Annotated in this window: 24 protein-coding genes and 1 pseudogene; 11 read left to right on the top strand and 14 right to left on the bottom strand. The window is 59.1% G+C overall.

Going from position 1 to position 26,242, the window contains the following annotated elements:
• Positions 1 to 7: 7 nt before the first annotated feature.
• From ACZZ0G_RS12905 to ACZZ0G_RS12895, 3 genes and pseudogenes are all read right to left on the bottom strand, one after another.
• Entirely contained in the window at positions 8 to 817 is an 810-nt protein-coding gene (locus tag ACZZ0G_RS12905) for an energy transducer TonB (RefSeq protein WP_463556382.1), read from the bottom strand.
• 373 nt (positions 818 to 1,190) lie between these two features.
• Complete coding sequence (locus tag ACZZ0G_RS12900) at positions 1,191 to 1,517, bottom strand: hypothetical protein (protein ID WP_122605710.1); 327 nt, start codon at positions 1,515 to 1,517, stop codon at positions 1,191 to 1,193.
• A 189-nt stretch (positions 1,518 to 1,706) separates the two neighbouring features.
• A pseudogene (locus ACZZ0G_RS12895) lies at positions 1,707 to 2,332 on the bottom strand (aryl-sulfate sulfotransferase); the annotation flags it as partial.
• Positions 2,333 to 2,461: 129 nt separating this feature from the next.
• Between ACZZ0G_RS12895 and ACZZ0G_RS12890 the strand changes: the two are divergent.
• A complete protein-coding gene (locus tag ACZZ0G_RS12890; protein WP_463556381.1) occupies positions 2,462 to 2,824 on the top strand; it encodes a hypothetical protein in 363 nt (120 codons plus the stop codon).
• A 16-nt stretch (positions 2,825 to 2,840) separates the two neighbouring features.
• Here ACZZ0G_RS12890 and ACZZ0G_RS12885 read toward each other — a convergent pair whose 3' ends face one another.
• The gene (locus ACZZ0G_RS12885; RefSeq protein WP_463556380.1) at positions 2,841 to 5,201 is read right to left on the bottom strand and encodes a TonB-dependent receptor; all 2,361 of its coding nucleotides are present in this window, start codon (positions 5,199 to 5,201) and stop codon (positions 2,841 to 2,843) included.
• 165 nt (positions 5,202 to 5,366) lie between these two features.
• On the opposite strand from ACZZ0G_RS12885, the gene ACZZ0G_RS12880 reads away from it, so the two are divergent.
• On the top strand, positions 5,367 to 6,311 hold the full coding sequence (locus ACZZ0G_RS12880) for a LysR family transcriptional regulator (protein ID WP_463556379.1): 945 nt from the start codon (positions 5,367 to 5,369) through the stop codon (positions 6,309 to 6,311).
• 190 nt (positions 6,312 to 6,501) lie between these two features.
• Positions 6,502 to 8,118 carry an alkaline phosphatase family protein gene (locus tag ACZZ0G_RS12875; RefSeq protein WP_463556378.1) on the top strand — a complete coding sequence of 539 codons (1,617 nt, stop codon included), beginning with the start codon at positions 6,502 to 6,504 and terminating at the stop codon, positions 8,116 to 8,118.
• Positions 8,119 to 8,316: 198 nt separating this feature from the next.
• Here ACZZ0G_RS12875 and ACZZ0G_RS12870 read toward each other — a convergent pair whose 3' ends face one another.
• The gene (locus ACZZ0G_RS12870) at positions 8,317 to 9,225 is read right to left on the bottom strand and encodes a TauD/TfdA dioxygenase family protein (RefSeq protein WP_463556377.1); all 909 of its coding nucleotides are present in this window, start codon (positions 9,223 to 9,225) and stop codon (positions 8,317 to 8,319) included.
• 181 nt (positions 9,226 to 9,406) lie between these two features.
• On the opposite strand from ACZZ0G_RS12870, the gene ACZZ0G_RS12865 reads away from it, so the two are divergent.
• Positions 9,407 to 10,327 (top strand): LysR family transcriptional regulator, encoded by a 921-nt coding sequence (locus tag ACZZ0G_RS12865; protein ID WP_463398096.1) that lies wholly within the window; start codon positions 9,407 to 9,409, stop codon positions 10,325 to 10,327.
• 117 nt (positions 10,328 to 10,444) lie between these two features.
• On the opposite strand, the gene ACZZ0G_RS12860 is transcribed toward ACZZ0G_RS12865, so the two are convergent.
• Positions 10,445 to 11,458 (bottom strand): ABC transporter substrate-binding protein, encoded by a 1,014-nt coding sequence (locus tag ACZZ0G_RS12860; protein ID WP_463556376.1) that lies wholly within the window; start codon positions 11,456 to 11,458, stop codon positions 10,445 to 10,447.
• A gap of 308 nt (positions 11,459 to 11,766) precedes the next feature.
• Here ACZZ0G_RS12860 and ACZZ0G_RS12855 point away from each other — a divergent pair, with 308 nt between their 5' ends.
• From ACZZ0G_RS12855 to ACZZ0G_RS12845, 3 genes are read left to right on the top strand one after another with little or no spacing between them, the layout of a single operon-like run.
• Positions 11,767 to 13,365: an ABC transporter permease gene (locus ACZZ0G_RS12855; protein ID WP_463556375.1), complete on the top strand. Its 1,599-nt coding sequence runs from the start codon at positions 11,767 to 11,769 to the stop codon at positions 13,363 to 13,365.
• The gene (locus ACZZ0G_RS12850; RefSeq protein WP_463556374.1) at positions 13,362 to 14,177 is read left to right on the top strand and encodes an ABC transporter ATP-binding protein; all 816 of its coding nucleotides are present in this window, start codon (positions 13,362 to 13,364) and stop codon (positions 14,175 to 14,177) included. Before ACZZ0G_RS12855 ends, ACZZ0G_RS12850 begins: the two co-directional genes overlap by 4 nt.
• A gap of 14 nt (positions 14,178 to 14,191) precedes the next feature.
• Entirely contained in the window at positions 14,192 to 15,802 is a 1,611-nt protein-coding gene (locus ACZZ0G_RS12845; RefSeq protein WP_463556373.1) for an arylsulfatase, read from the top strand.
• Between the two features lie 178 nt (positions 15,803 to 15,980).
• Here the strand turns inward: ACZZ0G_RS12845 and ACZZ0G_RS12840 are convergent, their stop codons facing one another.
• Entirely contained in the window at positions 15,981 to 17,051 is a 1,071-nt protein-coding gene (locus ACZZ0G_RS12840) for a fatty acid desaturase (RefSeq protein ID WP_463556372.1), read from the bottom strand.
• Positions 17,052 to 17,151: 100 nt separating this feature from the next.
• On the opposite strand from ACZZ0G_RS12840, the gene ACZZ0G_RS12835 reads away from it, so the two are divergent.
• Positions 17,152 to 18,156, top strand: a complete 1,005-nt coding sequence (locus ACZZ0G_RS12835; RefSeq protein WP_122594077.1) for an AraC family transcriptional regulator — start codon at positions 17,152 to 17,154, stop codon at positions 18,154 to 18,156.
• Between the two features lie 3 nt (positions 18,157 to 18,159).
• Here the strand turns inward: ACZZ0G_RS12835 and ACZZ0G_RS12830 are convergent, their stop codons facing one another.
• From ACZZ0G_RS12830 to ACZZ0G_RS12815, 4 genes are all read right to left on the bottom strand, one after another.
• Complete coding sequence (locus tag ACZZ0G_RS12830) at positions 18,160 to 19,383, bottom strand: type II toxin-antitoxin system HipA family toxin (protein WP_463556371.1); 1,224 nt, start codon at positions 19,381 to 19,383, stop codon at positions 18,160 to 18,162.
• Positions 19,376 to 19,624, bottom strand: a complete 249-nt coding sequence (locus ACZZ0G_RS12825) for a helix-turn-helix domain-containing protein (protein ID WP_007917667.1) — start codon at positions 19,622 to 19,624, stop codon at positions 19,376 to 19,378. Before ACZZ0G_RS12825 ends, ACZZ0G_RS12830 begins: the two co-directional genes overlap by 8 nt.
• 110 nt (positions 19,625 to 19,734) lie before the next feature.
• On the bottom strand, positions 19,735 to 21,123 hold the full coding sequence (locus ACZZ0G_RS12820) for a heavy metal sensor histidine kinase (RefSeq protein ID WP_463556370.1): 1,389 nt from the start codon (positions 21,121 to 21,123) through the stop codon (positions 19,735 to 19,737).
• Positions 21,113 to 21,793 carry a heavy metal response regulator transcription factor gene (locus tag ACZZ0G_RS12815; protein ID WP_038367211.1) on the bottom strand — a complete coding sequence of 227 codons (681 nt, stop codon included), beginning with the start codon at positions 21,791 to 21,793 and terminating at the stop codon, positions 21,113 to 21,115. The genes ACZZ0G_RS12820 and ACZZ0G_RS12815 overlap by 11 nt, the downstream gene beginning before the upstream one ends.
• A gap of 136 nt (positions 21,794 to 21,929) precedes the next feature.
• Here ACZZ0G_RS12815 and ACZZ0G_RS12810 point away from each other — a divergent pair, with 136 nt between their 5' ends.
• Positions 21,930 to 22,415: a GlcG/HbpS family heme-binding protein gene (locus ACZZ0G_RS12810; protein WP_463556369.1), complete on the top strand. Its 486-nt coding sequence runs from the start codon at positions 21,930 to 21,932 to the stop codon at positions 22,413 to 22,415.
• A gap of 12 nt (positions 22,416 to 22,427) precedes the next feature.
• Positions 22,428 to 22,838, top strand: coding sequence for a hydroxyisourate hydrolase (uraH, locus tag ACZZ0G_RS12805; protein ID WP_463556368.1), 411 nt, complete (start codon positions 22,428 to 22,430; stop codon positions 22,836 to 22,838).
• 127 nt (positions 22,839 to 22,965) lie between these two features.
• On the opposite strand, the gene ACZZ0G_RS12800 is transcribed toward uraH, so the two are convergent.
• Positions 22,966 to 23,643: a Crp/Fnr family transcriptional regulator gene (locus ACZZ0G_RS12800; protein WP_463556367.1), complete on the bottom strand. Its 678-nt coding sequence runs from the start codon at positions 23,641 to 23,643 to the stop codon at positions 22,966 to 22,968.
• Between the two features lie 84 nt (positions 23,644 to 23,727).
• Here ACZZ0G_RS12800 and ACZZ0G_RS12795 point away from each other — a divergent pair, with 84 nt between their 5' ends.
• A complete protein-coding gene (locus ACZZ0G_RS12795) occupies positions 23,728 to 24,252 on the top strand; it encodes an Mpo1 family 2-hydroxy fatty acid dioxygenase (protein ID WP_463556366.1) in 525 nt (174 codons plus the stop codon).
• Between the two features lie 118 nt (positions 24,253 to 24,370).
• On the opposite strand, the gene ACZZ0G_RS12790 is transcribed toward ACZZ0G_RS12795, so the two are convergent.
• Both ACZZ0G_RS12790 and cysW read right to left on the bottom strand, forming a co-directional pair.
• Entirely contained in the window at positions 24,371 to 25,360 is a 990-nt protein-coding gene (locus ACZZ0G_RS12790) for a sulfate/molybdate ABC transporter ATP-binding protein (RefSeq protein WP_122594084.1), read from the bottom strand.
• Between the two features lie 3 nt (positions 25,361 to 25,363).
• Positions 25,364 to 26,236, bottom strand: coding sequence for a sulfate ABC transporter permease subunit CysW (gene cysW, locus ACZZ0G_RS12785; RefSeq protein ID WP_034151824.1), 873 nt, complete (start codon positions 26,234 to 26,236; stop codon positions 25,364 to 25,366).
• Positions 26,237 to 26,242: the final 6 nt, after the last annotated feature.

Raw genomic sequence — 26,242 nt, 5'->3', positions numbered from 1 at the left:
TTTCGGTTTAATGAATCTTGAAATCGATGGGCACGCTGACCCAGCCGTCCTGGGCGACATCACCCTGCTTGGCCGGGACAAAACTCCAGCGTTTGACGGCGTTCAGCGCCGCGTCGTCGAGCTGCTGCCGGCCGCTGCTTTTGGCTATCTGGATCTCACCCGGTTTGCCACTGGCCAACACATGCACGCGCAGCAACACCGTGCCTTCCCAACCGCGACGCTGAGCCAGCGACGGGTATTCCGGTGCCGGGTTTTTCAGGTACGCGGCATTCGCTGAGGCCGGGGTTACCGGTGCCGGCGCGGGCGGAGCAGGTGGCGCTGGCGCTGCAATCGGGGCGGCCGGTTGTGGCGGCGCGGGTGGCTGCTCGACGGCTTTCGGTGCTGGTTTGGGTACCTGTTTAACCACCGGTTTCGGTTTCGGAACGGGTTTTGGCGGCGGCGGCTTTACTGCCAACTCGTCTTCTACCGGCGGCGGTGGCTCAACAACGGGCGCAGGCGGTGGTGGCTCGACAACCGGTGGCGCTGGCGGTGCCGGGCGCGAGAACTCGATGGTCATCGGCGGAATTTCCGGCGGCACGATTGGCAGCACTGGCGTCGGTTTCTGGCTGATCCAGTAGATCACCGCGCCATGCACCACCAGCGCGAGCACGCCGAGCAGAAGGGTTTCGCGTCGGCTCAAAATGCCTTTGGGCGCACGCTGCAACCGCAACTGCCCCAGCGGCACACGATGCGGCCGGCCGAGATCGACCAATTCGCCACCCGGCGTCTGACGCCACAGCAATTCCTCTGTGCTGGCGGCGGTCTGGACATTGCCCATTGATTCACTCCCTGCGGTCTTTTTGCGTTCTCTACAAAAACTGCCGATCGACCGTTTGTTGAATCCCCCACGGCGGATCGATGGGTGAATCATTGGGCTTGACGCTTATCTCCGAAAGTAATCTTTAACGTTATGCATAGGCTTTTATGGAATATATAAATTGATCAATTCCGCCAAAGCCGCGTGCTACGCGGGCTGCAGCGACAGGTGAAAAAGCGAATGCTTTTCAGGCATTGAAAGTATTCATGCAACGCATCAAATTCGGTTGACCCGGTTTTGCGGGACGATTAATACCAAGCAGATAGTTGTTTTTTCCAAAATAAAAAAAGCCGGAGCACTTTCGTGCACCGGCCTTATAAATATTTAAACGGGATTACTGTTTGACGAATTCTCCGCCCAGGGTCACCACATCACCATCGAAGTTTGTACGGGAGCCGGCAGCGCGCAATTTTGCATAGTTATGATCCGGCGAAAACAGTGTCCATGTCTGATAACCGCTATTACCATTCTGAGCAAGTACTGCAATGGTGGTCGGGTTACCGGTACTGTTCTGGAAATGGTAGTTTCCATAGCGGATGTCGTAATTCACGCCACCCTGACTCAACGTTCCGCTGAACGAGCCGTTGGAATCATTACCATCGGTAATCACCAGCTTGGCGCCAGAGTTGGAATTTACATAAGTGCCATTAATGCTCGACATAACGAGATTTCCTTTATCGTTGGATAAGTGTCTTCCGATGAGAGCAAGTTTCCTCCTGGAAACTCACGACAGTCAGAATGGTTCGACATTCAATTATTGTCCACGCCACTGACTAACTAAATTGCAATAAACACTATTCAACTCGCTCATAACTTATCGCCGTTCGTTCGAGCATTAATTCCAATTCAACTAACGACTGGCATTGGTTTGCTGCACGCCGACAACCGGTGCATCAACCGCTGTCTCGGAGCGTGGCGTGCCCGTTGGCACCCAGTCATAACTCACAGGCAACGCCCGATACACCCAGTTGCTGATCGCGTCGCTGCCCGGTGCCTTGCCGAGATACAGGCTGATGTATTCCCAGACGTTTTCACCGTTGGCCGTCACCTGGAAAAACCGTCCGTTCATGCCCTCGTCGATCAGCGTGTTGCCATTGGGCAAGCGCCGCGCACTGCTGATGAATGAACTGTAGAACGCCCACCCAGGCTGCTTCGAATTCGCAGCGCTGTACTGCCAGACAATCTCGTTTTTCAGCGGGTCGATTTCCAGCACGCGCGAGCCGGAAATCAGCCCGAGGGTAACGTTCGGATAACCCGCCGACCCCTGGTTATCGAACACCAGCAAGTTACCGGCGCCAGGCAATCCGGCCGGAATGATGTGCGCATCATGCTGACCGACAAACTGATCCACCGGACGCGGCAGTTTCTGCGCGGTTTTCGGGTTGATCAGCGGCAGGTTAGGCCAAGACGCCAGACCACTTTGCCGCTGCTCTTGTCGATGATCGCGATGAAGTTGGCGTTGCGTGAATAAATCATACCGACGGGAAACACACATAAACTCCATACCTGTCAGGTTTGACAGGTGACACGCCGGAGTTTTGCTTCCTAAATATAGGCGTCGTCCCTCTACATCCGAAGTCACCTGACTGATCAAGGAAATTCGCTATGGAAGCCAAACGCCTTATTTATTTTTTCCCTCTGATGCTGACTAGCTGTTTGCTGGTCGCACAGGCCGATACCGTACCGCCCGACGGCCAGGTTGACGTCGCACCAGCCCAAGCGCCAACGGCCAGCTCCGGAACACCGCCGGAGCTCTCGGTATCAGTTCGAAACAATCACGATGGCCCGGTCAACGTCTTCCAGCAGCGCACAAAATTCGTCCTGCAAAAGGGAGATGTCTGGAATTCTGACTATTCGAAAGGCGTCATTTCCGTAACAACTGCAAATACGGAATCGACCATCAAGTACGTCATTTCCGAAGGGCGCAGCACTCGATGTGCGACCGACCTTTGCCTGATAGTGCAGTGACTTCCTCCACGTGATGTCAGAAGTCGTAGCGACCGGTGACGCCGAGGGTACGAGGTGTTCCGAGCAGGCCCTCATAGCCGCCGTTGCCGCCCGTCCACAGGGTCGTGTAGTAGGTTTTGTCGAAGGCGTTTTTCAGCCACAGCGACACATCCCACTGGCCCTGATTGAAATCACCGCGCAGGCCGGTAGAGAAGTTGACCACCGCATAACTGGGGATCTGGCCGTAGTCGGAATCCTCCACCGTGCCGACGGCTTTCGAGCGGAATGCGTAGCTCGCGGTGACGTAAGGTTCAAAGCCGTTATCCAGATTCCATTTGTATTCGCCGTTGGCGTTGCCGATCCACTTCGAAGCGCCGACCACTTGATGACCACTGAGGTCGCATGAGGCTGGAGCACCTGGCGCCTGGCTGACTTCCGGCGGGCACGGGGCATCTTTGTACGAAAGGTAGCTGACGTCATTGTAGGAACCGTTGATGTTCAGCGTCAGCCCGCGCAATGGGATCACCGTACTTTCGAACTCGACCCCGCGCGAACGCACGGAGCCGGCGTTGGTCAGGTATTGCACGCGGTTTTCGGCGTCGTAGGCGTTGGTCTGATAAGCGTTGACCTGGGTCCAGAACACATTAGCGTTGAGTTGCAGACGGTGATCCCACAGCGTGCTTTTGAAACCCAGTTCGGCGTTGTTCGCACGTTCGGTGCCGATCAGCAACGAATCGGCGCCGGCCACTGGAGCGGAACCGACGGCGAGGTTGACCCCGCCGGATTTCTCGCCGTGGGACAACGTGGCGTAGCCCAGAACATCATCGGTGATGCGATAGCTGAGATTGAGCAGCCCGGAGGGACTGGAGCTGTACTGATTCAAGTCGCCGGAATCGTAAGCGCCGGCACGACCGCGTCGCGCTGTGGCCGCAGCGCCCGTTACTGCGGCGCCACCGAGCGGCGCATCGCGGGTGACCCAGGCAGATTTTTCTTCATACGTACCACGCACCCCGGCGGTGAAATCCAGCCGCTCGGTGAGGTGCCATGTGCCTTGGGCGAACAGCGCAAAGCTGTCGGTCTTGATATGGCCGTTGCCGACACTGGTGACGTTGGCCAGCGCACCGGGCGCGGTGCCATTCCATATATCCGCTTGCGGTCCGTAATAGGCAAAGGATTTGTTGTCCAGATCCGAACCGAAATAGTAGGCACCGACCACGTAATCGAAGAACTCGCCCTTGGGCGAAGCCAGGCGAAATTCCTGCGAGTACTGTTTGTCTTCCACCGACACCCCGGCGTTGTAACTCGCCGGCACGTTGAGACCATCGTCGTTGCGCGGGGTGAAATTCCAGAAGCGATAGGAGCTGATCGAGGTCAGCGTGAAGTCGCTCGGCAGCGTCCAGTTGGCCTCCACCGAGGTGCCGCCCTGATGCACGGTGACATGCTGGTCGTTGTCCAGATTGACCTTGCGGTGTGAGCCGTTGACCAATGTTGCGCCGGCCGCGTTGGCGCGCGATTGGTACAGGTTGACGCCGTTGATGGTCGGCCCGGTGTTGTACAACACGCGGGTGCCGGCGCTGGAATCCTCTTCGTTGTAGTCGCCGATCCAGCGCAGGTTGAAATCTTCATTGGGCTTGAACAGCAGTTGCGCGCGGAAGCCCTCGCGCGAGCCGCCATTCAAATCATGGCCGTCGTATTCGTTTTTGATGTCGCCGTCACTACGGGTGCGATAGGCCGAGAAGCGTCCAGCGAGTTGATCATTGAGCGGCCCGGAAATCGTGCCCTTGGTCTGGAAATAACCGTCCTCGCCGACCGACGTTTCGATGCTGCGTTCGGGCGTGAAGGTTGGCGCGCGGGTGCTGATGTTAATCACCCCGGCGGTGGTGTTTTTGCCGAACAGCGTGCCTTGCGGCCCACGCAACACTTCAAGCTGTTCGATGTCCATCAAGTCAAACACTGCCATCCCCGGACGGCCCAGGTAGACGTTGTCGATGTACAAACCGACGCTGCCTTCCAGACCATCACTGGCCGGGTTATTACCCAAGCCACGGATCGACACGCTGGACTGGCGCGCATGCATATAAGCGACGTTGACGCTCGGCACCAGTTGCTGCAAATCCTGAATCCGGTAGACCCGCTGCGTCTCCAGATTCTGCCCGCTGACCACGCTCATTGGCGTCGGTACATCCTGCGAACTTTCTTCGCGACGGCGGGTGGTGACGGTCACGGTTTCCAGTTGCGAACTATTGGCGGCAGGCTTGCCGGCCGGCACTGGCGCAGGGGTTTCTGCTTCAGCAGCGTAGCCGTGAGTCCAGCTCGCGCTCCCTGCCAGCAACAGGGCCAGAGGCAGGCGTTTGAGCCGTCGTGGCGTTAAGGGTGACGCAAGGTTCAACGGACTCATGGCGCGGCTCCTGGTCAAAAAACACACAGACATCTTCAGCGCTGCATATTCTTTTAAGTTATTTATTTATGGATTTACAAATATTTACTGCATAAGAGATTGCCTTTATAAGGAGTCGACCTAATGCATATCCAATGCATTTCCCGGATATTTTTTATGTGAAAAATGCATATCGACTTGCGCCAACTTCGTCACTTCATCGCCCTGGCTGAACAACGCAGCTTCGTCGCGGGCGCGCAGGCGGTGAACCTGTCGCAGTCGGCGTTCAGCCGCAGTATTCAGGCGCTGGAGCACAGCGTCGGTTGTCAGTTGGTTGATCGCGGGCGCAAGGAATTACCGCCGACCAAGCAGGGTCAGGTGTTGCTCGAACACGCGCGGCGACTGGTCAGTGGCGCGCAGCAGATGGCCAACGAGATCAGCCAGTTCAATGGGCTGGAGGCGGGGGAATTGCGCTTTGGGTGTGGGCCGGCGCCGGCGGCGGGATTGATTCCTCGGGCGATTGGCAGCTTCATCGGACGCTATCCGAAAGCGCGGGTGCAGTTTCAGGTCGATGACTGGCAGAGTCTGAGCAAACGACTGATGAGCGAGGAGTTCGAATTCTTTGTCGCTGACACTCGCTACTTCGAGGCGGATCCGGATTATCTGACGCACCGGTTGCGGCCGCGTAAATGGCATTTCTGCTGCCGTGCGGCGCATCCGCTGGCGGGTTTTGAGCGGGTCACCGCCGAGCAATTGATGAGCTATCCGCTGGCAGTGAGTATTCGCCCGCCGAACCTGCGCAAGGTGATCGTCGATCTCAGTGGGCGACCGGATTTCACCCCGAATGTGGAGTGTGAAAACAGCTCGAGTCTGCTCAGCGTGGTGCTGCGTTCGGAGGCGATCGGGATTGTCGGCGCGTATTCCGATGCGCTGCACCAGGCCAAGGGCGAGTTGGTGTGTTTGCGCATCGAAGGACTGGCGGATGATCTTGAGGAGTTGTACACCCGATATGGGATTGTCAGTCGTGCGGGGTATCGGTTGTCGCCGTTGGCGCAGGCGATGATTGAGCAGATCAAAGAGATAGATCAGCAGGATGAGGAAGTTTGCTCGCTGCAGAATCTTGCCGTCTGACCGGACCTCTTCGCGAGCAAGCTCGCTCCCACAGGGGAACGCAGTCTAAATGTGGGAGCGAGCTTGCTCGCGAAGGGGCCAGTGCAGGCACCGATGCATTTCCTGCATAAAACCCATTCCCCAAATGCACTTGCCGAACACCCCCGCCGAAAGCGAAAACCCTCGCCTGTCCCATTGACCGGTAAACCCCATGCCCACCTCGCCAAACCCCGTGCGCAACGTGCTGTACATCATGTGCGATCAACTGCGCCGCGATTACCTGTCCTGCTACGGCCATCCGCATCTGCATACACCAAACATCGATCGACTCGCTGCGGCCGGCGTGCGTTTCAGCCGCGCCTACACCCAAGGCACGATCTGCGGGCCGTCGCGGATGTCGGCTTATACCGGGCGCTACGTCAGCAGCCATCAAGTAGCGTGGAACGCAGTGCCGTTACCGCTGGATGAGCTGACCATCGGCGACTATCTGCGTCCCCACGGCATTCGTACCGCGCTGGTCGGCAAGACCCACGCCACCGCCAACATCGATGCCTTGCAACGCCTGGCGATCAATCCCGAAAGCGAGCAAGCCGAAATCCTCAATGAAGTCGGCTTCGAACCGTACATGCGCCACGACGGCATCTATCCCGACGATCCGCTGTTCGACGACAAACGCGAAGCCGCGCCCTACACCCACTACCTACGCGAACACGGTTTCGACGGCGAAAACCCTTGGCACGACTGGGCCAACGCCGCCGAAGGCGAAAACGGTGAAATCCTCAGCGGCTGGCAAATGCGTCATGCGAATTTGCCAGCACGAATTCCCGAGCAACACTCAGAGACTGTCTACACTACAAATCGAGCCATCGACTTCATCACCGAGCAAGGCGAGAAATCGTGGTGTTTACACCTTTCCTATATCAAACCGCACTGGCCCTACATCGTACCGGCGCCGTACCACGCCTTGTACAGTACGAAATCGATTCTCAAAGCGGTCCGCGCGACGCCCTCCGAGGCCAGCAAACACCCCGTATACACTGCCTTTCGCCAGCATGAGGAAAGCCTCAACTTCTCCCGTGACTCAGTACGATTGACTGTAATCCCTACGTATATGGGTCTGATCAAGCAGGTGGATGATCAACTCGGACGACTGTTCGATTTTCTGCAGAGCAGCGGTCGCTGGAATGACACGCTGATCGTGTTCACCAGCGATCACGGCGACTTCCTCGGTGATCACTGGCTCGGCGAGAAGGAGTTTTTGCTGGAGCAGGCGGTGGGCGTGCCGTTGATCGTGCGCGACCCTCGGGCGGCGGCGGATGTCACCCGGGGAACCGTCGATGATCGACTGACAGAAACCATTGATGCGTTGCCAACGTTTCTTCAGGCATTGGGATTGCCGGGGGCAGAGCATCGGCTTGAAGGGCGTTCGTTGATCCCGCTTCTGCACGGTGAAAATCCGGATTGGCGCCGCTATGCAATCAGCGAATACGACTACGCCTTCCAGGCTCCGGCGCGGGAGCGTTTGGGCCAGCCGATTGATCGTTGCCGGATGACCATGGTGCGCAGCGAGCGCTGGAAATACCTGGCGTACGACGGTTTTCGGCCACAGTTGTTTGATCTGCTCAATGATCCGCAAGAGTTGCGCGATTTGGGGGATGACCCGGCGTATGCGGCGGTGCGCGAGGAGCATGCGGGGTATTTGTTTGAGTGGGTACGGGGGTTGAAGCGGCGGACGACGATTAGTCATCAGGAGATTGATGGGCGTGGGCAGCGGTTTCGGTATGGTGAGCCGGAGACCGAGAAGGTTGTGCAGATTGGGGTTTGGTAGCTGGGAGAGCCCCTCACCCTAACCCTCTCCCGGAGGGAGAGGGGACTGATTGGGGGATGTTTCAGAGGTACGCCGACCTGATCCAGCTTCATCGAATCCATAATCGATAAAGATCTTTCAGGTCGATGCATAGCGGGAGACAACTCGGTCGGCTCCCTCTCCCTCCGGGAGAGGGCTGGGGTGAGGGGCTTTTGATCTTCAATCGCGACCTTTGATGGTCTGGCTACGCTGTCCCGAAGCCCCAACCGGCACCTCACCTTTCAACGTCACCCGCCGCACCACCCGATCCTGAGTGCCGTAATCATCGATCGCGTAATGCTGCGTCGAGCGATTATCCCAGATCGCCACATCACCCGCCTTCCAGCGCCAGCGCACGGTGTTTTCCTGGCGGATCACATGGCTCTGCAGCAAGCCGAACAAATGTGCGGAATCGGCCTGCGAGTAACCCTTGATGCGTTTGACGAAATGCCCCAACAACAAGCTCTTCTCGCCACTGATCGGGTGCACGCGCACCACCGGGTGCTCGGTCTCGTAAACGGTGGAGGTGAAAACCTTGCGATAGCGCTCGAGCTTCTCCGCTGACACGTCCGGTTTGGCGCTGGCGTAGTCGTACTCGTTGCTGTGCACAGCGACCAGTTTGTCGGCCAGCTCACGCAGCTCGGTCGGCAAGCCGTTGTACGCCGTGGCGGTGTTGGCCCACAAGGTGTCGCCGCCGAATGCCGGGGCCACCACCGAGCGCAGGATCGAGGCTTTCGGGTAGGCGTCGACGAAGGTCACGTCGGTGTGCCAGGAGTTGGCGCGCTGGCCTTCAGCGCCGTCCAGTTCAAGCAGATAACGCGTGCCTTCGCGGGACGGCACAGTCGGGTGCGCCACGGGTTCGCCGAGCAAATGGGCGAAGGCTTCCTGACGCTGATCATCAAGCTGGGTCTGCTCGCGGAAGAACACGACTTTGTACTCGACCAACGCCTGTTGAATCGCTTCGATCGTGGCGGCATCCAGCTCACCGGACAAATGCACGCCACGGATCTCGGCGCCGATACGACCGGCCACCGGATGAATTTCCAGCGCGTGGACAGCGGGTTTTACTGCGAGTGCGGCATTGCTCATGGGTAGACCCTCATCGACTGCTTACGGTTTGGCGGCAGCGAAACAACGCTCTATCTATATTCCATTTACATCTAATAGATATTCACATGCTTCGTTGACGGAATAAGAGCTTGCATTTAAAACCTCTAGCAACCCTCGTCGCAAATGCCTTCGAGCTATTTTTAGGATGCCGGAAAAGCATATGGATCTTCGCCAGTTGCGTTACTTCATCGCCCTCAACGAACACCGCAGTTTTGTCCGTGCGGCGGACGCGATGGGCATCACTCAACCGGCGTTCAGCCGCAGCATTCAGGGGCTTGAGCAAGAGTTCGGCTGCGTGCTGGTGGATCGCGGCAACAAGGATCTGCGCCCCACTCCCGAGGGCCAGGTGGTGCTGCAGCACGCTTTGAGCCTGGTGCAGGGCGCGGCGCTGCTGAGTGCCGAAGTGACGCAGATGACCAAGCTCGATGCCGGTGAAGTGCACTTCGGTTGCGGCCCCGCGCCGGCGGTAAAACTGGTACCGGACGCCGTGGCGCAATTCATCAACGCGCACCCGAAAGTGCGCACCTGTTTTCAAGTGGATAACTGGGAAAAACTCAGCCGCGCGTTGAGCCGTGAAGAGATCGAGTTCTTTATCGCCGACATCCGTCACTTCGAGTCCGATCCGAACTTCCAGACCCAGGCACTGACGCCCAAACGCGGGGTGTTTTTCTGCCGGCCGGGGCATCCGTTGCTGGCCAAGGAGAGCTTGTCGACCAACGACATGTTCGACTACCCGCTGGCGACCACGCTGATCCCGCCGGGCATTCGCAAACTGCTGGCGAACCTCAGTGGGCGCATCGACTTTTCACCGACCATCGAGACCGAGCACTTTCCGGCGCTGGTGAAGGTGGTGCTGCAATCCAATGCGATTGGCGTGGGCACGGAAGAGGCGTTTGTCGAGGACGTCGCGAAGGGTTCGCTGGTGCTGCTGCACTGGCGCAATCTGCCGCAGAACCTGGAAAGCATGAATGCGCGCTGCGGGATCGTCAGTCGCACCGGATTTCGCCTGTCGCCGGCGGCGCGGGCGCTGATTGAGACATTGGTGGCGGTGGACCGGCAGGAGATCAGCGTCGCTGTTTGAAGAGATCGTTCCCACGCTCTGCGTGGGAATGCAGCCCGGGACGCTCCGCGTCCCAAAGCGGACGCAGAGCGTCCATTGATGCGTTCCCACGCAGAGCGTGGGAACGATCGGCGTACGTTAGAGTTTGGCCGCTGCCAGCTCAGGCGCCACCCAGTCATTCACCTTGAACGGCTTGCGAATCAGCTTCTGCTGCGCCGCCAGATCGACCTTGTCCTGCAAACTGCCGAGGAACACCGGATCCAGCGTCGACGGGAACACTTCGCTCAACTTCTGATCCTGCAGATCCTGGGTCAGGATCACCGGCGGATAACTGGCCAACCCTGAGACCAGTTGCACGTAAGCGGCCTTGTTGCTGTCCTGTGTCAGCCACTCCACGGCCTGCTGTTGCGCCTTGAGCAATTTGGCCACCGCTTCCGGGTGCGCTTCGACAAACTTGCCCGTGCCGACCAATACCGACTGCACGCTGCCTGCGCCACCGAGATCCTTGGTGTTCAGCGGCAACTCGGCCAGGCCCTTGGCCTGCAATGCGGTCAACCCGGAGCTGCCCCATGACGCATCGATCTGCTTGGCTGCCAACGCCGCGACCGCAGCATTGAAATCCAGATTGATGACCTTCAGATCCTTCTCGCTCAGACCCTGACTGGCCAGCGCCGCGTCAAACGACAACTGGGTTGCTGTGCCGCGGAAGATCGCCACGCGCTTGCCTTTCAGATCCTGCAGCGTCTTGATCCCTGACCCCGGCACCACGCCCAGATACTGCTTCACCCCACGCGCACTGGCACTGAGCAAACGCGTATCCAGCCCATTGGACTTGCCGATGATCGCCGCCAGATCGCCCAGATACGCCAGATCAACCTGGCCATTGGCGAATGCCTCGTTGATCACCGGCCCGGCGCCTTTGAAGAAACTCCACTGAATCTTGATGCCCTGATCGGCGAAGGCCTTTTCAAAAATCTGTTGATCGCGCAGCACGTCGACCACCCCGCCGCCGCTGTGCTGGTTGCCGGCACTCAGGTCGGGCACCGCGATTCTGATTTCCTTGAGTTCGTCGGCATGCGCGGTAAACGCCAGCAGGCCCGCCAGAGCAGGAACGGCAAACAGACTGAAAACACGTTTGAAGGGGAGGTTCATGGGTGCAGCTCCTTGATCACGACGGGCATTGAGGAGCCGAAAGTAGGCCGAATGCATACCTTCGCTTAAATACTATAAATGCACATTTTTATAGCTTTTTACGCTAAGCGAGCAGCGGCGGGGCTTGCAGCGGCGTATGCATTAACAGCATCGAAAATATTCTTCGAATGCATTGGATGCGTGTGGGCTGGAGGCCTTAAATGGCTTCGCTTATCTCTTAAAAGAATCTATTTCGACATTGTTATAACTTTTTGTTTTTAGCTAATGCCGCTAGAGATCTTGAGCCAACCCGACAACGGAGGTCACCCATGGCCCGCCAATCCTTGCTCAGTCTTCCACTCGCCGCGCCGCCGCTGAAAAGCCGCCGTACCTGGCCAAGCCTGAACCAGCGCCTGTTGCCCTGGGTGCTGCCGCTTAGCCTGTTTGCGCTGTGGTGGCTGGCCGCCCGCAACCAATGGATGAGCGAGCAGATCCTGCCCGCGCCGTCGCTGGTGTGGAACAGCGCTGTCGAGTTGTCGCAAGGCGAGTTGTGGAGCCACTTGTGGATCAGCCTGCAACGCTTGTTCTGGGGCTTGCTTGCGGGGATTTCGGCCGGTGCTTTGCTCGGTGCCGCACTGGGGTTCAGTCAACGCCTGGAACGTCTGGTCTTCCCGACTTTCGCCGGGTTGGCGCAAGTGCCGACGCTGGCGTGGATTCCGTTGTTCATGGTGTTTTTCGGCATCGGCGAAGTGTTGAAACTGGTGGTGCTGATCAAAGCCGTCGTGGTGCCGGTGACCCTGCACACGCTGGTCGGCGTGCGTGACGCTCAACCGAAATTACGCGAGGCTGCCGCTGTTTTGCGTCTGCCGCCGCATCTGCTGATTCGTCGCCTGGTGCTGCCCGCCGCTCTTCCCGCGTTCATGGCCGGCGTGCGTCTAGCGTTGGCTGCTGGCTGGACTTCGTTGCTGGCGGTCGAGCTGCTGGCCTCCAGTGAAGGCATCGGTTACCTGATGGTCTGGGCGCGGCAGTTGTTCATGCTCGACATCGTTTTCGTGTGCATCGTGGTGATCGGTTTGATCGGTGTGGCGATGGATCGCGGCATCGGCCTGCTGGACAAAAAACTGGTGCACTGGCCGCATCCGGCCACCGCCGAAATTCGTCGTGGTCCGCGCTATGCAGGCTGGCAGCGTCTGCAACCATGGCTGCTGCCGCTGGGCTTGTTGGCATTGTGGCAATTGGCGAATGACCAGCAGTGGGTCGACGCCAATATTCTGGTCAGCCCGGTAGCCGTTTTGAGCACCGCGTGGGATGGCGTGCTCGACGGCACGTTGATCAGCGGTATGGCCCTCAGCCTCGGCCGTACACTCGGTGGCCTGTTGCTCGGCGGTGGACTCGGATTTGCCTTGGGCCTGCTGCTGGGTTTATCGAACATCAGCGAACGCCTACTCGGCCCGACCCTCGCCGCCATTCGCCAAATTGCCATTTTCGCCTGGGTGCCGCTGCTCACCGCGTGGTTCGGTCTCGGCGAATTGGCGAAGTGGGTATTCGTCGCCCTCGCCGCGTTCTTTCCGCTGTTTATCGCTACGCAACGCAGCGTCGCCAACCTCTCGCCACAACTCAACGAAGCCGCACAAGTGCTGCGCCTGAGCCTCGGCCAGCGCTTGCGCAGGTTGGTGCTGCCGGGCGCCGCGCCGGGGATTTTCGCCGGCCTGCGCCTGAGCCTGATCTATGCCTGGCTCGGCACCATCGGCGCCGAATATTTCATGCCGTCCAACGGCGGCATCGGCAGCCAGATGATCGGCGCACAACAACTGCTGCGCATGGACCTGATCATGGCCGGCATGCTTTTCGTCGGCCTTACCGGCGCCCTGCTCAACCTCATTGGCCAACGCCTGGAAATTCGCGCGACCCGCTGGAGACACGCATGAACGCACCGATTGTCAGCTTCAACCATGTAGGCAAATCCTTCGACGTCGACGGTTTCGAACTGGAGGCGATTCGCGAATTCAACCTCGACATTGCCGAGGGCGAATTCGTCGCCATTGTCGGTTCCAGCGGCTGCGGTAAATCGACGTTGCTGCGCTTATTGGTCGGCCTCGACACGCAGTTTCGCGGGCAGATTACCGTGGACGGCAAAGCCGTCAGCGGCATTGGTGGCGAGCGCGGGATTGTCTTTCAGGAACACCGTTTATTCCCGTGGCTGACCGTCGCCGACAACATCGGTCTGGGACTGGTCAACGAGCCACTGAGCGCTACGCAAAAGCATCAGCGGATCAACGATTTTATCGATCTGGTCGGCCTGCGCGACTTCACTCGCGCCTATCCGCACCAACTCTCCGGCGGCATGGCGCAGCGGGTGGCGATAGCTCGCGGTCTGGTCGCCAGCCCGCGCATTCTGCTACTCGACGAACCCTTCGGCGCGCTTGATGCGCTGACCCGCCAGCAAATGCAGGACGAGCTGCTGGCGATCCGCGACCGCGCAAAAATCACCACGATCCTCGTCACCCACGACGTCGAAGAAGCGATCTTCCTCGCCGACCGCGTGGTGGTGATGGAGCCACGTCCAGGGCGGATCAAACAAGTGGTCGACATCGCCCTGCCGCACCCGCGCCAGCGCAGCAGTTTCGACTTCCATCAGTTGCGTGAAGAACTGCTCCACGAGCTGACCAGTGACGACCATTACCAACCGAGCGTACCGGTGCAGATCCGTGATTTGCCGCTGACATTCATTGCCTGCTGAACAGGAGTTTTGCGATGCCGCAACGTCCCAATTTTCTGGTGATTCTGGCCGATGATCTCGGCTTCTCCGACATCGGTGCGTTCGGCGGCGAAATCGCCACGCCGCACCTTGATGCCCTGGCCAACAATGGCCTGCGCCTCACCGATTTTCATACCGCACCGACCTGCTCGCCGACCCGTTCGATGTTGCTGACCGGTACCGACCACCACATCGCCGGCATCGGCACCATGGCAGAAACGCTGACGCCGGAACTGATCGGTAAACCCGGTTACGAGGGTTACCTCAACGACCGTGTCGTCGCCCTGCCCGAGCTACTGCGCGAGGCCGGTTATCAAACGTTGATGAGCGGTAAATGGCACCTCGGCTTGAAGGCTGAACTAGCACCTCACGCGCGGGGTTTCGAGCGCTCGTTTTCGCTGCTGCCCGGCGCGGCCAACCACTACGGTTTCGAGCCGACCTACGACGAGCAAACCCCCGGCCTGCTGAAGTCCACCCCGGCGTTGTACATCGAAGACGATACATTTCTCGACGAATTGCCCAAGGATTTCTATTCCTCCGATGCCTTTGGCGACAAGTTGCTGCAGTACCTCAAGGAGCGTGACCAGACCCGGCCGTTCTTCGCTTACCTGCCATTCTCCGCACCGCACTGGCCGTTGCAGGCGCCCGCCGAGATCGTCGAGAAATACCGTGGTCGCTATGACGCCGGCCCTGAAGTGCTGCGCCTGGAACGCCTGGAAAAACTCAAAGCCCTCGGCCTGATCGAGCCAGACGTTGAACCGCATCCTTTGATTCAGTTGACCCAGCAGTGGGACGCGTTGAGCGAGGAACAAAAACAGATTTCCGCCCGGGCGATGGAGGTCTACGCGGCGATGGTCGAGCGCATGGACTGGAACATCGGCCGAGTGGTCGATTATCTGCGCCAGCAAGGGCAGCTCGACAATACGTTCATCCTGTTCATGTCCGACAACGGTGCCGAAGGCGCGCTGCTCGAAGCGTTCCCAAAATTCGGCCCGGAACTGGTGACGTACCTCAGCCAGCACTACGACAACAGCCTCGACAACATTGGCCGGGCTAACTCTTACGTCTGGTACGGGCCGAACTGGGCGCAAGTGGCGACCGCGCCGTCGCGGCTGTTCAAGGCGTTTACCACTGAGGGCGGGATCCGCGTGCCGGCGTTGCTGCACTACCCACAATTGGCGATCAAAGGTCAGATCAGCCATGGTTTCGGCACGGTGATGGACATCACGCCGACGATTCTTGATCTGGCCGGAGTACGCCATCCGGGCAAGGTCTGGCACGGCAAACCGGTGGCGCCGCTGCGCGGGAAGTCGTGGTTGGGGTTCTTGTCCGGCGAGACGGCGCAGGTGCATGACGAGCACACGGTGACGGGTTGGGAATTGTTCGGGCGTCGGGCGATTCGGCAGGGGTCGTGGAAAGCGGTGTGGATTCCCGGGCCTGTCGGGCCGGCGGCGTGGCAGCTGTATGATTTGAGCAGTGATCCGGGGGAAATTCATGATCTGGCGGTGAGTCGGCCGGAGAAGCTCAGCGCGTTGATTGGGCATTGGCAGCAGTATGTTGAGGAGACGGGGGTGATTTTGAGCGAATCGCCGTTTCAGCCGGATTGAGGGCAAGATCAAAAGCCCCTCACCCCAGCCCTCTCCCAGAGGGAGAGGGGGAAAGGGAGCAGATCTTCATGCTCTTCAAACCTGAGTTCGACTCGCAGTTTCAGGTCGATGTATCAAGCGCAAACAACTCGGTCAGTCCCCTCTCCCTCTGGGAGAGGGCTAGGGTGAGGGCCGCTTGTCAGGCCTCCACCGCCTCACCAGACACCGCAACTTCATCCCGACGAACAAACCGGTTAGCCCGCCCAAACGTCCCGAAATCATTAAACCGCACCCCCATCTCACGCATCACCTTATGCGCCACCGGCACGGTCATCTGGCGAATATAAAACGGCTCCTTCACCACAAAATGATGAATCCCGTGACTGCTTCCAAAGTTGAAGCAAAACGCCTGCAACGGCCACAACCACCAAGGGTTGAGCACCTGACACTGCTGCAACACATTGCCCAGTTCAACATCGCCGTAGTAATGCATGTTCGAACTGATGAAGTGCAGGCAAAACGTACGCAAAACATTCGGGCCGATGATCACCACAGCGGCGATATCGATCACCTGCATCACCGACAACGTCGTCGCTGACCATTCGATCGGTGCGCCCAGCAGGTACGCAATGCCATTGGCCGCATGGAAACCGAGAAACACATACCACGCACCCCAATGCACCAGCGCCAGCGGCGCGTACACCTTCAACGTACGCTTGATGATGCTGAACTTGTGCGCCCAGGTCTTGGCTCGCAGCATGCGGATGAATGCCGACATCACGTTGTCGCCAACCATCAGCAACCGCGCAAAGCCCCAAGGCTCGCCGTTGGTGATCGCGCGTTCTTCCATATCGGTTTCAGTGCCGGAGACCTTGTGGTGATTGAGGTGCAGATGCCGACGAATCCACGGGTTGATCGTGCTCGGCCGCGCCAGCCACACCAGGCCCATCATCAAATTGTGCGGTACGCGTTGCTTGCGGAAATACATGCTGTGGATCAGGTCGTGTTCCAGCTCATGGGTCAGCGAAGCGAAAAACGCATTGAGCAACAGGCACGCCCACCACGCCATATGGCCGGTGATGTACAGCGTCGCCGAGCCGATCATGCCGATCAGGGCAAAGGCCAGAATCCCCGCGCCCAGCGCATCCTGATGCTTGAGAATCGGGTAGCGATCACGCAATTCGACGCCTTTGGCCAGTACCACTTCGCGAATATGCGCTGATCGCTGGGCCGCATTGTGTCGCTGGGGACTTGCAGAAGTACCGTCCATGCTTCCATCCTCGGGTTTATGATGTTCGCATCGTGCCTCGCCAGTGCTTCAATTGCGGTAGCCGAGAACGCCAACCTGTTGACCGGAAGCGCCAATCAGCATGAAGGAACCGACCTCCCTCGCCAGCTGGACCCGTGCCTTGCGCAAGCAACTTGATGCGCTGGGGCTGGACAGCATTGCCCTGTGTCAACAGGCCGGGCTCGATCCGAATTTGATGGACGACCCCAACGCCCGTTATCCACTGTCCGGCACCACGCGCCTGTGGGAAATCGCCGTGCAGGTCAGCGGCGATCCGGCGATTGGTCTGCGCGTGTCACGCTTCGTCAGCCCGACTACGTTCCATGCCCTCGGTTATGCACTGGTTGCCAGTGGCAGCCTGCGTGAAGTGTTCGAGCGTATCGTGCGCTACCACCCGGTGGTCAGCGATGCGCTGGAACTAGAGCTGAGCCGCAACGACGACCGTTATCAATTTCGTCTGAAAATTCCGTCAGGCAATCCGGCGCCAGCCTTCGAAGCCATCGATGCGTTTACCGCGATCTACGTGCGCACCTGCCGTAATCGTCTTGGTCGCGATTACGCGCCGCTGGCGGTTTACCTGCGCCGGCCGGAGCCGAACGATGCGCAGCAATGGCACAAAGTCTTCCGCGCCCCGGTGCATTTCGGCTGTACCGAGGATCGTCTGGAGTTCGCCCTCACCGACTTCGACAGCCACCTCGACGACGCCAACCCGGAACTCGCCGAACACAACGAAGCGGTGCTCAAACGCACGATGGCCCAGCTCCAGCCGCTGACCTGGGAGCGCAAGGTGCGCGACGCCATCGAGGAACAATTGCCGGAAGGCGAACCGAGTGCCGAGCGGATTGCCCAGGCGCTGCACCTGAGTTTGCGCAGCCTGCAACGGCATCTGGCGGATGAGGGTTGTCGTTTTGATACGTTGCTCAACGAGAGCCGCGAGAATCTGGCGTTGCTGCATCTGCGCGATCCGCAGTGCTCGTTGAGTGAGGTGAGTTATTTGCTGGGGTTCGCTGATACCAGCAGTTTCAGCCGCGCGTTCAAGCGCTGGACGGGGATGACGCCGGGGCAGTTTCGCGATGGGTTGCGCTGATCGTCAGCCTTTAGCCAGACTGCGTTCCATACCGGATGACCATTGCTCGATCATGGCAGATCCCATCTCGGCGAACGCTGGATGACTTGCGCTGTACTCCGCCATTTCGCCCATTGCCACCTGCATACCGTTAGCCACTTGCTGCAGTAATTCATTGCAACGCGCCTCGGTCAGATTGCAGGCAGTTCGACCAAAGCGTACCAGCATTTTGTGCTTTGGCCAGGCCTTCGACCCCCCCAACAGCAACGCCATACTGTCGTTCTTTATGTAGACCGATGTGGTGATGATGTCGTATGCGGGTGCGAGTCTGATTGTCGATTCCTCGCCACAGTCTTCGTACAGCACACCGAAGTTTTTAAGATGAGCGTCGCCGTTTTTCAGACCTGCGGACAAAGCCACAATTTTGAAAAATGCTTCGAGCGCATGATTGAGCAACGCGGGTGAAACAAATGCCTTGATCTGCCGAGCCGCACCTTCGTAAGAACCGTCGTATTTGGCTTTCGACGGCCAGCCGTTGAGCACGCAGAAGTCCTCGAAACCCAAGTAGCCCGTGCCACTCAAGTCAAATCGCTCGATAACCAGAAACTTGCCCTGCTCGCTCAACTCAAACTGCGGCACCTCAAGCCCGCTGTGTTGCGCGGCGCGCATGCAGAAGTATTCGTTGGTCGCCAACTGCGGATACTCATTGGCACGAAACGCCTTGACCAGATGGGTCGATCCCCGATGAGTCAGGCGATCAATCGCGGCAGCGCTGTCACGTACCAGCACTTTTGGCTGCACCCCAGACACTCCGGAATACTGGCCGTAGGTTTTCAATAGATCCTCGAACAGGCCCTGCGCACCATCGTGCACGAGCAAATCGGCCAATGACGTTTCGGGTGGTCGATCCACTGTCGATGCTTCGGTAATTGACAACCGACCCAGCTGAAAGGGGCCCACAATGGCCAGCAGTGCGAAGTCATCGAAACCACGAACCGCCTTGCTGAAACGACGAACCAGCTCATCACGAAGCGCACCTTCCGGCAAATTCATTTCGAAAACCGGATGTATGCCACTTTCCCAAACATAACTTTCCAGCCGGGACGGCATTGTCAGTGATACGGCGTTTTCGGCACTGGCTTGTTCGCGGTAATTGAAGACGCTGTCGACTCGATCTTGCCCGCGCGCCAACGTTCCCACCGCTTGCCCGCCGACACAGACATTTAATCGATCTGACGACTCAGTCATGGAAGTTAACCTTTTGCAGCGTATCAAGTGTCGGTCGACGAGACTGACGTGGAACCGCCGTCAGCTCATAGCCAAACCCGTTGAGGATCGCTTCGACTTTGCGCAGGCCGATTTCCGAAATAGTGTTGTTTTCGATCCCCGAAATCGTCGCGCGGCTCATTCCGTATTGCTGAGCCAGTGCCTGCTGAGTCATTTTGTTCGCCTTGCGAAGGGCCTTGATCAATTCACCAAGCTGTTCCATGTTATTTCCTGCATCAAATACGGTGCAAATTTAGATATTTACTTAATTTGCATCGCATTTGATGCAGTCAGTGAGCAAGATTAGCCTAATTCCGAGTGAGCAAGAAGTAATCACCTGTTCACCTCAAAACCCAGCTCAAAAATGGTGCCATCAGCATCACTGCTCACCCGCACCTGCCCGCCATGCAGCTGCATGATCGACTGCACAATCGCCAACCCCAACCCACCGGAATCCCCCGGCTCTGCCCGTGAAGGGTCAACGCGATAGAAGCGGTCGAAGAGTTTACTCAGATGCTCCTGCGCAATCGCCGAGCCTTGGTTGTGCACCTGCAACCAGCACCACCCTGGCTCGTCGCGGCGGAGCAGACTGATTACGGATCCGGGGTCAGCATGACGCACGGCATTGGCCAACAGATTGCCAAGCGCCCGTTGCAGCAGTTGCTGATCAGCGAGCAATTCGCCATGCAGTTGATTGTCCAGCCGCAGATCGCGGTCATCCGCCAACGCTTCAAAATAATCACACAGCTCAACACCAACGCTGTGCAAATCCAGCGCTTGCAGATGGAGCGCTCGCTCGGCCTGCTCGGCACGGGCAAGGAACATCAGGTTTTCCGCCATGCGCTTAAGCCGTTCGAATTCTTCCATGTTCGACGCCAGCACTTCCTGATACTCCTCGGTGCTGCGCGGATGATTCAGCGCCTGACCGTTGCTCGCCAACAAGGTGTGCAACGGCGTGCGAATCTCATGGGCGAGGTCGGCGGAGAACTGCGAGAGACGCTGCACGCTGTCGTCCAGCCGCGCGAGCATGCCGTTGAGCGCCTGCACCGGTTCAAGCAGTTCTGCCGGCGTGCCATGGGCGGGAAGGCGTTGATCGAGGCTGCGCAGATCGATGCCGCGTACCGCTTCGCTCAACCGCCGTAACGGTCGCAAGCCCCGGCGCAGCAACAGCAAGCCCAAGGCAAAGGCGAGCAACGCGCCGAGCCCGACCGCCAGATACAAGCGCATACGGTAACTGGCGAGCATCTGCTCGCGCTCACTCAATACCTTGCCGGCGATGATCGTCAGCGGTTCGCCGTTCGGTCCTTGGGCTTCACCGGATAACAGCGCCAGCTCGGCACCGTCTGGTGCTTGCCAGGTCAGCACGTCGCGTCGCTGTGGCGTTTGCTCGGGGGGGATCGCGTTCAGCGGTGGTAACTCGCGTTGACGCGGGTTAATGGCAATCACACTGGAGCCATCGGCGCGGCGCACCAGTAACAGGCTGTCGAGGTTACCGAGCATGTTCTGATACAGCCGTGGCCGCGCCTGCAAGGCATCAAGGCTGTCGCTGTCGGCGAGCAACGCCCGCACCTGCTCCAGTCGACCGAGCAACGCGAGGTCGTCGCGGTAGGCGATTTCCGAGGCCAGCGAGCGGTAGAGAAATACGCCGATAGCGCTCAGCACCAAGGCGCAGACCAATGCGAACGCCAGCGCCAGACGCCAGGCGATCGACCTAGAGCGCATCGTCGGGCGCTTCCAGTTGATAGCCGACTCCGCGCACGGTGTGGATCAGTTTCGGCATATACGGATCATCAACTTTGGAGCGCAAACGCCGCACGGCGACTTCGACCATGTTGGTGTCGCTGTCGAAATTCAGGTTCCACACCTGCGAGGCGATCAGCGTGCGCGACAGCACTTCGCCCTGACGGCTGGCGAGCAGTTGCAGCAGAGCGAATTCCTTGTTGGTCAGGGCAATGCGCTGGCCACCGCGACTGACGCGGCGGCGCAGCACATCGATTTCCAGATCGGCGATGGTGTACGACTCGGCTTCGCGCATCGGCCCGCGCCGCAGCAACGTGCGTACCCGCGCGAGCAGTTCGGCGAAGGCGAAGGGTTTTAGCAGGTAATCGTCGGCGCCCAGTTCGAGACCGCGCACGCGGTCTTCGATGGCGTCCTTGGCGGTGAGAAACAGCACCGGCGTGGCGCCGCGCTGGCGGATCAATTGCAGCAATTGCCAGCCATTGAGGCCGGGGAGCATCACGTCGAGGATGATCAGGTCATATTCCTGCTGCTCGATAAAGTAGCGCCCATCGAGGCCATTGAGCGCCACGTCCACGGCAAACCCGGACTCGCCCAGGCCTTTGGCGAGGAAATTCGCGGTTTTGGCTTCATCTTCTACGACCAGCAAACGCATGGCACACCTCGATTGTTCAGACACACAGGCTAGGCGCCTTCGGCGGCGTTGCCCATTACAAACTTGTAATCAGACTGACGAGGTTCTGACGAAGACTGGCGATTAAGGTGGCGACCTCAGCTTTTGGAACCTGCCCATGACCGTCAAATACTTCGTTGCAAGCCTGATGATCGGCCTCAGTGGCGTCGCTGCCGCCAGTCCTGAGCTACCGCGTCACGCCGACCTCGACCTGAAAACCGCACGGCTGCTCGCCGACACCGCCATGGCCAACTGCACCGGCACGGTGTCGGTGCTCAACCGGGGCGGCAACTTGTTAGTGACCCTGCGCGGCGACGGTGTCGGCCCACACAACACCGCCGCCAGCCAACGCAAGGCATACACCGCGCTGTCGACCAAGACCGCCACCCGCTTGTTCGCCGAACGCGCCCGCAGCAACCCGGAAACCGTCAACCTCAACACCCTCGACGAGTTGCTGTTACTCGGCGGCGGGATCCCGCTGTTCCTCGGCACTGAACTGGTGGGCGCGATGGGCGTGGCCGGTTCCGGCGGCGGTGAGCAAGACGAAGACTGTGCAATCAAGGCTGCCGAGAAAACCGGTCTGGCCACTACCCGTTCCCAATAAGGAGATGCATCGATGAATACTTTGCGCATGACTTTCGCCGCGCTCGGCCTGAGTGCTTTCTCAAGCTTGGTGCTGGCCGCTGGCAACCCGCTGAGCGTGCACGTGCTCAATCTGGAAAACGGCCTGCCGTCGCCGGGCATCAACGTGACGCTGGAGAAACACGTCGGCCAGAACTGGCAGCCACTGGCTCAGGGCACAACCAATGAACAAGGGCGAATTGCCGAGCTGTTCCCGGCCAAGCAGCCTTTCGAAGCGGGTGAATACCGCGTGGTGTTCAAGACTGGCGAGTATTTCAAGAAGGTCAAACACGACACGTTCTTCCCGGAGATTCCGGTGATCTTCGAGGTCAAGCAGACCGATCAGCACTACCACATCCCGCTGCTACTCAGCCCGTACGGCTTCTCGACCTATCGCGGTTCGTAAAACCAGCACAGATCAAAAATGTGGGAGCGAGCCTGCTCGCGAAGGCGTCGGGTCAGTCGACATCACCGTTGAATGACCCACCGCTTTCGCGAGCAAGCTCGCTCCCACAGGGGATTTCAGGTGCCCATTAGATCGTGGCGAGGGCGCGCAATCGCGCGGCGTCGAGGATTTCGATCTCGCCATACCCGAGCCCGATAATCCCCTGCCCCTGCAAATCCTTGAGGATCTGGTTGGTGGTCTGCCGCGACAGCGACAGCATCGATGCCAACTGCTCCTGCGGCAGTTGCAGCACACGGCGTGGCGCATCGAGTTCGCCGTAGCCTTCGGCAATCATCAGCAAGCGATGGGCCAAGCGCGCCGGGGCTGGCAGCAGGCTCAACTGTTCAAGATTGATGAAAGTCAGTCGCAGTTTATGGCTCATCAGCAGCGCTAGATGCCGCCAGTACACGGGGTTCTCATCGAGCAGTTTCAACAACGTAGCTTGCGGGATATTCAGCAGCGTACACGGCCCGACTGCGTAGGCGTCATGGGTCCGCGGCTGACCATCGAACAGGCAGATTTCGCCGAACCAGTGCGGTGCCTCCACCAGGCTCAATAACGCCTCCTTCCCTTGCTCGCTTACCGCGCCGATACGCACGGCGCCATCGAGCACCGCGTACAAACCGCACGGCGCATCACCGCGCTGGAACAAACGCTGCCCCGCCGTCAGCCGCCGCTCCCGAGCCGCCGCCAGCAAGCTATCCTGAAAGGACGCCGGCAGATGACTGAACCACTGGCCGGTCATCAATCGCGAACGAATTTGCATAAACACTCCTGGACTGTCGCCTGCCTGACAGAGCGAACCCCGATCCCGAGGGATGATGCGATCAACCCTACCGGAGGAACAACAATGAAAAGCCTCGTCGACCATCTCAGTCAATACGCCGCCTACCACCGTGATCCGCGCAATATCGCCAGCCACTTTATCGGCATTCCGCTGATCGTGGTGGCCGTGGCGGTTTTGTTGTCGCGCCCGGAATGGTTACTGGGTGGCTTGTGGATATCTCCAGCCGTTATCGCGGCGCTGGCTTCGGCGTGGTTTTACTTGCGCCTTGAAGTGAAGCTCGGGGTGTTGATGACGGTGCTGATGGGCCTGTCAGTCTGGGCCGGGCATGTGTTGGCGCAGCAGAGCACCATGGTCTGGCTAAGCAGTGGTCTGGCGATGTTTGTGTTGGGCTGGGTGATCCAGTTTGTCGGGCATCACTATGAAGGGCGCAAACCGGCGTTTGTCGATGATGTATCGGGGCTGATCGTCGGGCCGCTGTTTGTGGTGGCCGAGTTGGCGTTCATGCTCGGGATGCGGCATGAATTGAAAGAGCAGATCGAGGCGCGGGCCGGGGTGGTGCGGGTCAATCCGAATCGTGCGGCAATCTAGACTTCAAGTCGCTCGTTCCCACGCTCTGCGTGGGAACGCCGCCATGGACGCTCCGCGTCCACTGTGACGCAGAGCGTCACGGGATGCATTCCCACGCAGAGCGTGGGAACGATCAGTCTTAGAGGCTGGCGACTTTCTGCCAGACCTTGGGTTTGAAGAACAGCGTTTCGCCCTTGGCCAGACCGATCAGGCTGTCGTGATCCTTGACCACTTCGGCCTCGATCAAATCCGTCTGCCCTTCCACCTTCAGCGTCACCCGCGTGGTCGCGCCCAATGGCCGGATATCACGCACCTCAGCCGCATGGTGATCCTCCAGCTCATGCCTGGACAACGACACTTCATGCGGGCGGAACAGCACGTGATTGTCGTCGCTCAACAGCAAGCGGTTCGAATCGCCGAGGAAGTGGTAAACGAAATCGCTGGCCGGGTTTTCGTAGACGTCGCCCGGTGAGCCGATCTGTTCGATCACGCCCTTGTTCATCACCACGATACGGTCGGCGACTTCCATGGCTTCTTCCTGGTCGTGGGTCACGAACACCGACGTCAGGTTGATATCTTCGTGCAGACGCGCCAACCAGCGGCGCAACTCTTTCCGTACCTTGGCATCAAGGGCGCCGAACGGCTCATCGAGCAGCAGCACTTTCGGCTCGACCGCCAAGGCACGGGCCAAAGCGATACGCTGACGCTGGCCGCCAGACAATTGCTCCGGATAACGATCCGACAGCCAATCCAGCTGCACCATGTTCAGCAACTCATGCACCTTGACCGCGATCTGGCTTTCGCTCGGGCGCTGGTTTTTCGGCTTCATGCGCAGGCCGAACGCGACGTTGTCGAACACGGTCATGTGCCGGAACAAGGCGTAGTGCTGGAACACGAAACCGACGTTGCGATCACGCACGTCGTGGCCGGAAACGTCTTCACCGTGGAAAACGATATTGCCCTGATCCGGGGTTTCCAGGCCGGCGATAATCCGCAGCAGCGTGGTCTTGCCGCAGCCCGATGGGCCGAGCAGCGCGACCAGTTCACCGCTGTGGATGTCCAGGCTGATGTTGTCCAGCGCCTTGAACGCGTTGAAATTCTTGCTGACGTTACGCACTTCGATCGACATGAATTATTCCTCCGCGGCGCTGGCGCGCAGGCGGTTGATACGGTTTTCGCTCCACTGCTTGGCCAGCAGGATGAAGAGCGCCAGGATCAGCAACAGGCTCGCCACAGCGAACGCGGCCACGTGGTTGTATTCGTTGTAGAGGATCTCGACGTGCAGCGGCAAGGTGTTGGTCACCCCGCGAATGTGCCCCGACACCACCGACACCGCACCGAATTCACCCATGGCCCGCGCGGTACACAGCACCACGCCATAGATCAGGCCCCACTTGATGTTCGGCACGGTGACATGCCAGAACATCTGCCAGCCATTGGCACCGAGCAGGCGCGCGGCCTCCTCTTCCTGAGTGCCTTGCTCCTGCATCAGCGGAATCAGTTCGCGGGCCACAAACGGCACGGTGACAAAAATCGTCGCCAGCACGATGCCCGGCAAAGCGAAGACGATCTGGATGTCGTGATCCTGCAGCCATGGCCCAAACAGGCCCTGCGCGCCGAACATCAGCACGTAGACCAGACCGGCGATCACCGGCGACACCGAGAACGGCAGGTCGATCAGCGTCACCAGCATGCTCTTGCCGCGGAACGAGTACTTGCTCACGCACCACGCGGCGCTGACGCCGAACACCAGGTTCAGCGGCACCGAAATCAGCACGGCGAACACGGTGAGTTTCAGCGCAGAAAGCGCATCCGGCTCAAAGATCGCGGTGAAAAATGCGCCGAGGCCATTCTTCAAACCCTGCGATACGACGATGAACAACGGCAGCAACAGAAACAGGAAGAAGACCAGCCAGCCAAGGCCGATCAGGACTCTGCGCGAAGTGGCACTGCCACGGCGTGCAGCGTTGGCCGAAGAGGCGGCCGCAATAGACGATTGGGACATTGTTCG

The sequence above is a fragment of the Pseudomonas sp. AC169 genome (assembly GCF_979258515.1).
Note: the sequence above shows the minus strand (reverse complement) of the source record. Positions and strands in the feature narration are given on the sequence as shown.